At 38.5% G+C, this 12,962-nt stretch carries 9 protein-coding genes; 8 read left to right on the plus strand and 1 reads right to left on the minus strand.

The features are described from left to right. Positions 1-112: 112 nt before the first annotated feature. The 5 genes from ACM0OX_RS11255 to ACM0OX_RS11275 all read left to right on the plus strand — a co-directional run bounded on the left by ACM0OX_RS11255 (position 113) and on the right by ACM0OX_RS11275 (position 5,960). Entirely contained in the window at positions 113-349 is a 237-nt protein-coding gene (locus ACM0OX_RS11255; protein ID WP_414514940.1) for a hypothetical protein, read from the plus strand. Between the two features lie 79 nt (positions 350-428). Then, the gene (locus ACM0OX_RS11260) at positions 429-1,616 is read left to right on the plus strand and encodes a glycosyltransferase family protein (protein WP_414514941.1); all 1,188 of its coding nucleotides are present in this window, start codon (positions 429-431) and stop codon (positions 1,614-1,616) included. 82 nt (positions 1,617-1,698) lie between these two features. Beyond that, on the plus strand, positions 1,699-2,910 hold the full coding sequence (locus ACM0OX_RS11265) for a glycosyltransferase (protein ID WP_414514942.1): 1,212 nt from the start codon (positions 1,699-1,701) through the stop codon (positions 2,908-2,910). A gap of 132 nt (positions 2,911-3,042) precedes the next feature. After that, the gene (locus tag ACM0OX_RS11270; RefSeq protein ID WP_414514943.1) at positions 3,043-4,029 is read left to right on the plus strand and encodes a glycosyltransferase family 2 protein; all 987 of its coding nucleotides are present in this window, start codon (positions 3,043-3,045) and stop codon (positions 4,027-4,029) included. A gap of 47 nt (positions 4,030-4,076) precedes the next feature. Beyond that, on the plus strand, positions 4,077-5,960 hold the full coding sequence (locus tag ACM0OX_RS11275; RefSeq protein WP_414514944.1) for an ABC transporter ATP-binding protein: 1,884 nt from the start codon (positions 4,077-4,079) through the stop codon (positions 5,958-5,960). A 447-nt stretch (positions 5,961-6,407) separates the two neighbouring features. On the opposite strand, the gene ACM0OX_RS11280 is transcribed toward ACM0OX_RS11275, so the two are convergent. Next, on the minus strand, positions 6,408-7,646 hold the full coding sequence (locus ACM0OX_RS11280) for a peptidase (protein WP_414514945.1): 1,239 nt from the start codon (positions 7,644-7,646) through the stop codon (positions 6,408-6,410). Positions 7,647-8,192: 546 nt separating this feature from the next. Between ACM0OX_RS11280 and ACM0OX_RS11285 the strand changes: the two genes are divergently transcribed. The 3 genes from ACM0OX_RS11285 (at position 8,193) to ACM0OX_RS11295 (ending at position 12,935) form a co-directional block, all read left to right on the plus strand. Then, entirely contained in the window at positions 8,193-10,277 is a 2,085-nt protein-coding gene (locus ACM0OX_RS11285; protein WP_414514946.1) for a protein kinase domain-containing protein, read from the plus strand. Positions 10,278-10,530: 253 nt separating this feature from the next. After that, positions 10,531-11,793, plus strand: a complete 1,263-nt coding sequence (locus tag ACM0OX_RS11290) for an O-antigen ligase family protein (protein WP_414514947.1) — start codon at positions 10,531-10,533, stop codon at positions 11,791-11,793. After that, on the plus strand, positions 11,790-12,935 hold the full coding sequence (locus tag ACM0OX_RS11295) for a glycosyltransferase (protein ID WP_414514948.1): 1,146 nt from the start codon (positions 11,790-11,792) through the stop codon (positions 12,933-12,935). Before ACM0OX_RS11290 ends, ACM0OX_RS11295 begins: the two co-directional genes overlap by 4 nt. Positions 12,936-12,962: the final 27 nt, after the last annotated feature.

Below are 12,962 nucleotides of genomic sequence, written 5' to 3' on the forward strand. Positions count from 1 at the left end.
AAATGCAATACTTATCCAATTTCCATTTTATGCAAATTAAAGGTACAGCAGCTTAGTACCGAGAATTAAGCCATCACGAGAACAGTGCATTCGTGCAGAACATTTGGCAAATTTGGGGGTTTTAGCAGCGATTCATCCAAACGATCTGACTCCAGATATATTACTGCGATCGCTGTTACAACAACTCCAAACTCCGCAGATTTCTCAACCGAAAATTAATCTCAATGGTTTGCCCAAAATTAGCCAATACATCTCTACTTTACTAGCAAAAAAAAAGAGCGTGATTCCATTTTGCTATAACCCAACTGTACAATTACCGGAATTAGCGATGATTGCCAAAATTGTTTAAGTAAAAAGTAATAAAAGTATTTATTTTATCTTTCGTTTGCCTTATTCCAACCATCCAAAATGACAGAGGTAAAATTTTTATGAAGCGTATTATGTTTTACTGCCAACATATTTTAGGTATGGGGCATCTGGTTCGCAGCCGCGAAATTGTGCGAGGCTTAACCAAAGACTTCCAAGTTTGTTTTATTAATGGTGGTGAAATAATTCAAGGATTTGAAATTCCTGCTGGTGTGGAAGTTATCAATCTGCCTGCAATTAAAACTGACCCAGAATTTTCTGAACTACAAGTAGTAGATGATGCTTTTAGCCTTAATGAAGCCAAAGAAATTAGAAAAAATCGACTTTTGGAAATCTTTAAGCAATTCCAACCTCATATTTTGATTGTTGAGTTATTTCCTTTTGGGAGAAGACGTTTTTCTTTTGAATTAATTCCATTACTAGAATTGGCAAAATCAAATAAAGGGTCAACTAAAATAGTTTCTAGCTTGCGAGATATTGTAGTTGTTAAACCGGAAAAACAAGTAAAACACGAAGAAAAAGTTTGTAATTTCATCAATAAATATTTTGATATACTGTTGGTTCATAGCGACCCAGAATTAGTCCCACTAGAAGCAACTTTTTCAAGAGTAAATGACCTTAAATGTCAAGTATGTTACACCGGATATGTAGTGCAAGAGCCACCAATAAATCCTATTTTAACTGATGAAGATCGAGAAATTATTAAATCAGACAAACCCCTGATTCTAGCCAGTGTAGGAGGTGGTAGATTTGGTCATGAGTTGCTTGAATGTGTAGTTAATACAGCCCCTTTTTTAGAGAAAGTATTACCACATAATATTCAGGTTTTTACCGGGCCATTCATCCCAAATTCAAAATTTAAGAAACTACAAGAAATGGCAAAATTTAGTAAAAACATCTATATTCGACGCTATACTCCTTACTTACTAAATTACATGAAAAAAGCAGACCTTTCGATCAATATGTCTGGCTATAACACCACCATGAATATTTTAACCACAGGTGTACGAGCGATGATTCTTCCCTTTACAGGCAATCAGGATCGAGAACAAACAATTAGAGCCGAAAAATTAAGCAATTTAGGAGTTGTCAAATTTATCAATCATAATTATTTGCAACCTGATTATCTCGCGATTAATATTATTAATTACCTCAAAGAGCAGCCTAATAAAATTAGTTTTGATTCTGGAGGAGTTGAAAAAACTGCAAACATATTAAAAGCTTTAGCAGTCAAGCAAAAAGTTGCCTAGTTTGAGAAAGGGAGTAGGGTATATTGATTTTTTATCCAAAATCCCAAAAATAATAGTAGATAAAATCGCAGAAAATCCAATCATGGATAAAACAAAAATTTGTATTACTACGCTTGAATATCCACCCGATGTTGGCGGGGTTGGTGAGTCGGTGCATAGGATTGCAAAGATGCTAATTGACAGAGGCTATGAAGTTCATATTGCAGTGTTTCGCTCGAAACAACGGCTAGTATCTGATGGAAGTCGCAGACGAGCAAGTTGCATCTCAACGCTTCAAGATGGTGTGTTTGTGCATCGCATTAAGTCAGCCGTTCGTACTCAGACAACAGAAATTCAAGACTTTTTTTGCGATGTTTACTTTCAACTAAAATGTCTGCATCAAAAACATAATTTTGACTTATTTCACGCCTTTTTTCTGAATGAAACAGGCTATGTAACGACGCTTTTAGCAAAAGAAAATGATGTTCCAGTCATTAATAGTGTTCGCGGTAGCGACTTGCACAAACATATTTTTAATCCTAAAAATTATGCTCAGATAGTATGGATTTTAGAGAATTCTGATTGGGTAACATTTGTCAGCCGTGACTTGCTCAAAAGAGCTAGTGTTATTACTCCAAGTGTCAAGTTAAAATCATCAGCTTTCTGGAATTCTATTGCACCTATCGACTTTGAGCAATTCCCCACCCCGTCTTTAGTTAAAGAACTGCCAGGTATTGTTATTGGTTCATCGGGTAGATTTAGAGATAAAAAGGGGATTGAATTTCTCCTCGATGCCTGCGCCGATTTGGGTAAAGAGTTAGATTTAACACTTTTACTGATAGGTGATTTTGTTGAGAAAGAAAGAAAGTATTGGCAGCAACAAATACAGCAAAGTGAAATTGGTCATCGCCTCCATATTACTGGAATTACTAGTCGCCAGGAAGCTTTAGCTTATTTACCACATCTAGATATTTTTGCAATTCCTTCACTGCATGATGGTTGTCCGAATACCCTGTTGGAAGCAATGTTGGCGAGTCGAGCAATAATTGGCACTCGTGTAGATGCGATCGCAGAAATCATAGAAGATGGTGTAGACGGTTTACTTATCAACCCCGGCAGTACCGAAGAATTAATTGCTGCAATCCGATATTTGGCAACACAACCAGAACTACGGCAAAAGTTGGGTGCATCAGCTAAGACAAAAGTAACTCAACAGCTTGCCCCATCAGTAGAATATCAAAACTGGATGTATGTTTACCAACGAGTCTTAGGGATATCTGATGCAGGTTTCTTAGGCGAAATATATCTCGTATAGAGAACGTCAAAACTCTTTTTTTCTCTCTCTGCGCCCTCTGTGTCTCTGCGGTTAATTATTTATTTAACCGCAGAGGCGCAGAGAACACAGAGAGAAGAGAGGAATTCATTTTGTAAAAACAGAATTTGAACCATGAATAAAGCAGAAATAACCATAATTGTTTCGCAGCGTGAGCGATTCAGTTACACTCGCGAATCTTTAGAAAGCATTTACAAACACACTCAATTACCTTTCTCCCTAATTTATATTGATGGCGGTTCACCTCAGCATATCCAGCGCTATCTACAAGAACAAGCCGCAAAAAAAGGATTCCAATTAATCCGCACAGAACATTATCTTTCACCCAACCAAGCCCGTAACTTTGGTTTACAACAAGTTAATAGCGAATATTTAGTATTTATTGACAACGATGTCATTGTCAGTCCAGGTTGGCTCAACTCCTTACTCGAATGCGCTAAAGAAACAAACGCGACTGTAGTCTGTCCGCTTACTTGTATTGGCAAACCTTTGGGGGAAACAGTACATTTAGCAGGTGGTGAAGCTCATATTGTTGTCGAGCCACAAGAGACTGGAATCAAGCGACGGGTGCATGAAAAACATTACTTTGTAAATCGGAAAGTTGCTGAAGTGCGGCATCAGCTTCATCGTCAACAATGCGAATTTGCCGAGTTTCACTGTATGTTAGTTCGCACCGAAATTTTTGAGCGAATTGGGCTGTTAGATGAGGGATTTCTAAGCACACGAGAACACATCGATTTTTCTCTAAAAGTGGCTGAAGCCGGAGGTACATTTTACTGTGAACCGACTTCGGTAGTTACTTATGTACCAGGGCTAAAGTTTGAATTGTCAGAACTAGCATTCTTTATGTTGCGTTGGAGTAATGCTTGGGAAATTGCCAGTTTAGAACACTTTTCTAAAAAGTGGAATTTGACAATGAATGACAAGTATTTTAAGAAGCGCTATAAGCGGATGGGGCATCGTCGCCATCAGGGATTTTTGAAACCGTTGCTAAGTCGTCTCACCTTTGGGCAAAATCCCCTGTGGCTGGAGAAAATAGCGATCGCTCTCGAAAGAAAATTAAATTACTACATTAGCGATCGCTATACTCATAATTCGTAATTCGTAATTCGTAATTCGTAAGGTTTTGGAGAATTGGTTGGTATGATATGGCGCATCGAGATCCCAAAAGTCTGAGGGCTGCTTTACCTGGGATAGTAAGGATTTTGCAGCGGTTTTCGCCCCAGTTGAGCAAACAAAAGGCGCTGCTAATCGTGTCCTTTGTAGCATTGATAGCTGAAATTTTCTTGCACCTGCTGGAACCTTGGCCGCTCAAGTTTATTTTTGATTACATCCTTGTAGCTGGTTTTCGGCCTGAGTCTTTGGGTATTCCCCTACTTTCAGAACTTAGCCCGTTTGCCCTATTAACAGGCTTGACGTTGGGGTTAGTAGCGATCGCTTTACTTCGCGCTACTGCTGCTTACTTCAGTGTGGTAGGCATGGCACTGGCAGCTAGTAATGTGTTAACTGAGATTCGCTCTCAACTTTACAGTCATCTCCAAAATCTCTCTTTATCATTTCACCACAAAGCCAAGACCGGCGATTTAATTACCCGCGTTACCTCCGATATTGAACGACTGCGGGAGGTGACGGTGATGGCAGTATTACCCCTAATTGCCCATTCCCTCACCTTAGTCGGGATGATTTTTGTCATGTTCTGGCTGAATTGGGAACTAGCGCTGATTGCCGTTGCCGTGTTTCCCTTATTTATTTTCTTCACCACCCGCTTGACAAAACGCATCCGCCAAGTAGTGCGATCGCAACGTCAACGCGAAGGTGCAATGGCGGCAACTGCGGCGGAATCCATCGGGGCAATCAAAGTTGTGCAAGCTCTCTCTCTGCAAAATATGCTGGAAACTACCTTTTCCGGTCATAATCGCCAAAGTTTAAAAGAAAGTGCCAAGGCGCAAAAACTCGCAGCCGGTTTAGAACGGATGGTGGAACTGCTGGTAGGAATTGCCACTGCTTTAGTGTTATGGCGGGGTGTGCAGTTGGTATTGGCAAAGGCAATTACACCTGGGGATTTGCTCGTATTTGTCAACTATCTCAGGATTGCTTTTAAGCCGATGCGACAACTTGCCAAATACACCGGACAAATCGCTAAAGCTACCGCTTCCGGGGAGCGCATCTTGGATGTGCTGGATACAGTACCCGAAATCCGCGATTCGCGGGGAGCAATAGATGCACCGCCTTTGTTGGGAGGTGTGCGGTTTGAAAATGTCACCTTTGCCTACGAACCGACCAAGAGAACTTTACACAACATCAACTTTGAGGTGCAACCCGGTCAACACGTCGCCTTAGTGGGGCCGTCTGGTGGCGGTAAATCCACCTTAGTAAGTTTGTTGTTGCGACTTTATGACCCCTTAGAAGGGCGGATTTTAGTTGATGGTCACGACCTGCGCCAATACAAGGTGCAATCTATCCGCCAACAAATTAGCGTGGTGTTACAAGACAGCATTTTATTTGCTGCCAGCGTCAGAGACAATATTGCCTACGGGTGTTTGGGGGCTTCAGACCAAACAATTGAACAAGCTGCGCGTTTAGCAAATGCCCACGATTTTATCATGGCGCTACCCGAAGGCTACGAGACTATTTTAGGTGAGAGAGGGGCAACACTTTCGGGAGGACAAAGGCAGAGAATTTCTATTGCTCGTGCTGCTATTCGTCAAGCTGCGATTGCAATTTTAGATGAGCCAACCACTGGCTTAGACAACGAAAACGAACACGCCGTCAATGAAGCACTCGATCGCTTGACTCAAAAATGCACAACCTTTATAGTTTCTCATAATCTTAGAGCCATTGAACAAGCCGATTTAATTCTCTACATCGAAGACGGACAGATTTTAGAGCAAGGTACACATCAAGAATTACTGCACTTAGGTGAACGTTACAGTGCAATGTATGCCTTGAAATCTGCGGGAAATTCCCATGAGAGTCCTCATGTAGAGACAGGATTTATAGCGTCTTTAAAGACCAATTATCTACACCAATAACCCTTAAATGAACTTTGTACAATAGACCTCTTGCAAAAGTCCCTAACACCCCACCCCCAACCCCTCCCCGCTTGCGGCTATCCATTACCCGGATCTTTCTTAACATTCGTGAGAGTATTCACTCAGGCTTTTATAACCCTTATTGGTTCGTTGTTTATTCTCAATAAAAACGCAGTTTTAGCGAGAATATTAAAAGCGAATTTGTCAAGTATGCCTAACTATTCAGTGTCTAAGACGGCTATAGAGCATAGGTTTCAAGATTGTAAAGAAAGATGTGACTAATGGATAGCCGCTTGCGGGGAGGGGAGCGTTTGCGTTAGCAAATGCGGGGTGGGGTTCTTTATTTTTTATTTATGCAAGAGGTCTAATGGCATCAAGACTATTACGGTAAATCAAAAATATATCCTACTCATAGCAATAGTCTCAATACCAGAATTGGTAATTCCTTCAGAAAATAGTCAATCTATATTTACCGCGTTCCTGTGGATTTTTGGAAGTAATAACTATATAGTATGTATCATCTTCAGGCAACCTAGCTCGGTCAATTAAAGCACTGTAGACACCACTTTTGTCTTTGTCTTTATCGATTGCGATCGTCTGTCCTTTAGAATTTAGCAAAGCTACATAAGGAGAAAACTCTTCATCAACACTATCTACCCGAATACTTATCAGCTGATTTTTTTTACCTTGAAAATTAGAAACATTGTAAGCGCCTCCATTTTGTTTCAAGGTTGAGCTTTTGGCAGTTAGTTGGTCTGATTCATCTAAAGTATAGCTAGCTCTATCATTCCTCAGAGCCAAACTATAACGACCTGTATCTCCCGGATCTTGACTAGTAACAGCAATCTTATAAATGCCATTCTTAGGCAGTCGCGCAAAAATGAATGCATCATCGCCACCACTGCTTTTATCCAAAGCGCCTTTTTTAACGATGATATTGTTATCGGGATCGTGCAGAAACAACAATGGTTTTAAACTCAAGTTATTCGATCTACGTGTATCATTACTGCCAATCAGTCTAATTTGAACTAATTGATTTTCTCTACCCTCAAACTCATAGAAATGAAAATATCTACCTTCAGATTGAAAGTCACTCTTACTTAAAATACCTAATGCAACATCTACAAAGTTAATCTCTTTGTAAGTTGGTGTTGCAGGTGAAGAAATCGCTGAATTATCGAGATTTTGGTTCCCAGTTGCTACATTAGAACTTGGCTTGCGAACTCTCCTGGAGCCACCATTAGAACGATTAGCGTTGGAATTTGCAGTTCTAGTGCCAGAGGATCTAGATACACCACCACTATTGGAACGATTAGAATTCGAGTTATAATTCCTACGTCTAGACGATCTAGGAGTAGAGCTATTATCTGAAACGCTAGAAGTTCGTCGCTGAGAATTTTCTCTATTAGATGATGCACGAGGAGTCTGCTGTACTGGTGACTCAATAGATATCTTCCGTCTTGGAGATATTGATGCCTGAGAAGCAGGAATTTGCTCAATTCCTTTTTTGACTGCTTCTGGTTGTCTCTCATCAGGTGATTTAGCAATTATGAAGTCTTGAGAACTGTGAGATTTCACCAAAGCACTTATAGGCAGCACATTACTTGTAATTAACAAACTACTACTCACGCAACCAATTAAAACATGACTTAATTTGCGACGATAGTTTTTGTTGTCTAATAGCATAATTACGCTCCTAATTTTACCGATCATTTTGTCTATTATTGAAAGACAAAATTAATAGTAGTTGCTGTTTTAACCACAGCAGTTATGTAAACGAAAAGGGAAATTTAGCGTATATACCTTAGCGGCTTGCTAAAGGCATCGCCTGTAATCAAATGAATTCGTATATACTACATATCCAAATGTTTGTCACAATCAAATCGGAAAAATTGTATTTTCAATTTAGACTACTAGAGAAAATCTCAATTTCGTAGGTATATACTGAGCTACAAACTTAAATTGCTGCTTTTCGGAATTTTGCCCAGATATTTTTGTAAACCTGACTAAATGGCTCAGACAGATGTAATACACAAGCAGACCTAACACCCATCAATTCGTTAAAAGGCATCGCTCAAACACAATTTTTTGCAATTTATCTAAATTGTTCAATACCTGATGAGGTAAGGAAATTGGGGATTTGTATGCTGGCTCAGTGATATTTACTAACAACAGAGATTATACTGCATGACTTAAGATGAATATATACCCCAACTGAAATGGATTCCCAGTATGCTCTGTTGTGTGAATCCCGATTGCCAAAAACCCTTAAATCCTGATAAAAACAACTATTGCCACAGTTGTAGAGCGGAATTGATACCCCTGCTAGGAGGTCGCTATCGTCCCACTCAGGTTTTATCAGACGAAGGCGGATTTGGTAGAACCTATCTAGCCAAAGATGTACACAAACTGAATGAATGCTGTGTTGTTAAGCAATTCGCGCCAAAACTTCAGGGAACTGGGCCACTAACTAAGGCCGTTGAACTATTTAAACAAGAAGCGAGCCGACTGCAAGAACTGGCAGAACATCCGCAAATTCCAACTCTATTGGCTTATTTTGAGCAAAATAGCTATCTCTTTTTGGTGCAGCAGTTTATCGATGGGCAAAACTTGCTCAAAGAATCGGAAACGCGGGCAAACTATAACGAAACGGAGATTCGCCAACTTTTGCTAGATTTACTGCCAGTACTGAAGTTTATCCATCTGCGGGGAGTGATTCACCGGGATATCAAGCCACAGAATATTATTCGCCGTCAAAGTGACGGGCGACTAATCCTAATCGATTTTGGAGCTTCCAAACTGTTGACAGCAACAGTGCAAACTAAAATGGGCACTGTGATTGGTTCACACGGTTACACTGCACTTGAACAGATGCAAGAGGGAAAAGCTTACCCAGCCAGTGATTTATTCAGTTTGGGGGCTACTTGTTTTCATCTCCTGACTGGAGTTCGCCCATCTCAACTGTGGATACATCAGGGTTATGGTTGGGTTGCATCTTGGCGGCAACATTTAACCAGTTCAGGTAGAGACGGAATTTCTATATCTATGGAGTTGGGTGAAGTTTTGGATAAGCTGTTGCAGCTAGACATCCAAAAGCGTTATCAATCGGCTGATGAAGTCATCAATGACTTAACACCTCAAATACCACCATTTTCATCAGTGCCCCCAACTATACTGACACCAACATTTGCAGCTCCTCCAGCAAACAAGGTACTAGTTTCACCAAAATCAAATAACAATCTGAAAAGTCAACTGCTGTTAGGTTCTAGCATTTTCATCTTGGGATTAGGAGGAGTTTGGTATTTTCAGTCTCGTCCCCAGATAATCAGCGAAGTTCCTCAACCTATTTCTCAGCCTATTTCTCAGCCTATTTCTCAGCCTATTCAGCCCCAAAAAAACGTCTCAGAAAATTCTTATTCACCCAAACCCTTCAAGGGGCATTCTAGTGACGTGAATTCGGTAGCTTTCAGTCCTGATGGTACAACCCTTGGCAGTGCCAGTGATGATAAGACAATCAAGCTATGGAATCTGACAGGTGGACAGGAAATCCGCACTTTAGAAGGACATTCCAATTGGATTTGGACTATAGCTTTCAGTCCTGATAGCAAAATACTCGCTAGCGGTAGTGCGGACAAGACAATCAAACTGTGGAATCTGGAAACAGGAAAGTTAATCCGCACTTTGGAGGGAAATAACGATGGAGTTACTTCCGTAGCTTTCAGTCCTGATGGCAAAATCCTTGCGAGTGGCAATGCTAGTAAGGATACGAAAATCAAACTATGGAATCTGGAGACAGGAAAGTTAATCCGCACCTTAGAGGGACATACCAGTGGTGTTGCATCTGTAGTTTTCAGTCCTGATGGTAAAACCCTTGCCAGCGGTAGCTGGGATAAAACAATTAAATTGTGGAATCTGGGGACAGGAAAGTTAATCCGCACCTTAGAGGGAAATGCAGAGTCGATTCTTTCAGTCGCTTTTGCTCCCGATGGCGTCATCCTTGCCAGTGGTAGTAAAGACAAGACAATTAAATTGTGGAATCTGGGGACAGGAAAGTTAATCCACACCTTAAAAGGACATAATGATAAGGTTAATTCTGTCGCCTTTTTGCCAAGCGTAGGTTCAAATGGTATCACCCTTGTAAGTGGCAGTAGTGACAAGACAATCAAACTTTGGAACCCAGTCACAGGAAAGGAAATTCGCACTTTAGAGACAGGTTCTGGATATATTTATGCCGTTGCCATTAGCCCAGATGGACAAACCATTGCCGGTGGTGGAAGTGGTGAGAACATTCTCAAAATTTGGCAGATGATTAATTAAAAATATTTGATAGCGTACATTCGCAATAGATTGCAACTTTTTTGGGTTCTACCTCAGAAAGAATATTTAGCTGTGCAAAAATATCAAATTAATCATACCTTGAAAAGATGATATTGCCGAAGACTGTATTATGGTAATATTCTCTACATGTTCAGGATTATAGTTTGAAAAAATCTCAAAATCCATCCTTAAATCGGCAAAAGTGGGTTATGTAAGTTTTATCCTATCAAAAAATATTTTTACATAAAAGATTATGATTAATATATTTTTTCTCCTCATACTATTTTCTTCACTTTTAGGGCGAATTAAATTTCCAGGAATAAATATTGGTATTCATTATTTATTACTTCCTGCATTTAGTTTTGCAATCATTAGTTTATCTTTAAAATCTATACCAGAAGTTGTTAAGAAACATAAAATAATTGTGATATCTATAAGTCTCATGTATTTGTGGATGTGGCTTTCCTCATTAATGAGCGATTTCCCAAATATTGCTATTACTTATAGTTTAAAATACTCAACCTATTATATATTATTTTTTGCTTTCCTAGTATTAACCTTTAAGAATATAACAGCACCATCTTTAACATTTTATTATCGTTGTATATTGCACTTACTACAGATAATTGCAGGTTTGGGCTTTTTAGAGCTTTTACTTCCTAATAACTGGATTTTTAAATTATTAAAGTTCCCCAGCTTTTATCCTGAAATTGGTTCAATTATGCAAAACCCTAATCAGTTTGGGGTCATAGTCGCCATTGGATTATGTTTAAGCCTGATTTTAGAAAAACAGAATAAAATTTCTAAAATTGAATTACATATAAGCGAATTAATTTTTATAATTCCCTTAGCCTTATCTGCCAGCGGCAATGGTTGGGTAATTTTTATAATTGGGATGTTTCTTTTGCTGATATATAAAATTATTAGTTTTAGAAAAATGATTTATCTAATCAGCTTGTTGTTTTTATTCATTGTAACTGTACCAGTCTCTACACGGAGAATTGGTTTAGCAGATAGTAAAATATTTCCATTAACTAATATATTTTTAGAAAATTCAAGTTCAGTCAATCCAAATCAAAAAAAGATTCCTACTCTTATAGGAACAGGTTTTTCAAGGTTTCAAATGTGGCAGGCAGCTATTAATGAAACTATTAAAAGACCATTGACTGGTATAGGCATAGGAGTTTTTCCAGACCAAATAGGAGTGAAAGTTTGGGGGAAAAAAAGTTATCACGCACATAATATATTTTTAAATGTGTCAGCAGAACAAGGAATTCCTGGATTATTGCTATTTACTAATTTTTTAGCGAGAATAGCATTGAAAGTTAAATATGCTAATCCTTTAATTACTGTTCCAATTATTATGTTTTTAGTGTCTCAAATTCCAGATGTTTTTACTGAAGACTATACTTTTACAACTATTGAGTTTTATTTTATAGCAGCGGCTATCAATTCTCGAAAAGATGTTGTCACCCAATTAAAACCTGAAATTATTGAAAATGCCAAAAAAATATGAGTGCTAAACCTCGTTTTTACTTAATATTTCCGAATATATTTGATTTCAAGGGAGGTATTCAAGTTTACTCAAAATTTTTGCTGAAAGCTTTACAAGATATATATCCTGAAGCTGATTATGATGTGTTTCTTAAATATGATAAGTATAGTTTAAAGCAGCCAGATAAATTGCAGTTTTTAAGCTCAACAAGATTTCATTATTTTGGAGATTTACCAAAATTACTGCAACCAATTTTATTTGCCACAAAAATAATTATTTTAGCTATTCTTCAACATCCCGTTATAGTTATTTCTACTCATGTTAACTATGCGATTGTTTGTTATATTCTCAAATTTTTCACTGGAGTTCCTTACTGGGTTGTTGCTCATGGCTTAGAAGTTTGGGATATCGAAAATAAGGCAACAAAATTTGCTTTAGAAAAAGCAGATAAAATCATTAGTGTTAGTAATTATACTCGCCAGCGCTTGCTTCAAGATATAAATATTGATTCAGAAAAAATAGTTGTTTTACCTAATACATTTGATGCTAGTAAGTTTCCAATAAATTCTAAACCTACCTACTTACTCAAGCGATATAACTTAACAGATGAACAACCTGTAATTTTAACAGTGACGCGGCTGGGAAGCATGGCAAAATACAAGGGTTATGACCAAATACTTCATGCTTTGGTGAAAGTGCGATCGCATCTACCTAATGTTCACTTTATTCTTGCAGGTAAAGGAGATGATATACCTCGAATTAAAGCTTTAGTTACCAACTTAAATCTACAAGATTGTGTGACAATTGCCGGATTTGTTCCAGATAAAGAATTGTGCGATCATTACAATCTCTGCGATGTTTTTGCTCTGCCTAGTAAAGGAGAAGGATTTGGAATTGTTTTTCTAGAAGCTTTAGCTTGTGGTAAACCTGTGTTGGCGGGTAATCAAGATGGTTCTATAGATCCCTTGGCTGACGGGAAGTTGGGATGTTTGGTCGATCCTGATAACCTTGAAGAAATTGCCGATAATCTAATTCAAATCCTGCAAGGTGATTGCTCTAATCCAGTAATTTACCAACCAGAATACTTGCAACAAAAAACTATTGAAGCTTTTGATTTTAGTCAGTTTCGTGCAAGTTTAGCAAAGTTAATTAGTGATAATTAGTTACAATTTAAGAAAATTTGGTAAAAA

It is taken from the genome of Nostoc sp. PCC 9305 (assembly GCF_963920915.1).
Lineage (GTDB): Bacteria > Cyanobacteriota > Cyanobacteriia > Cyanobacteriales > Nostocaceae > Nostoc.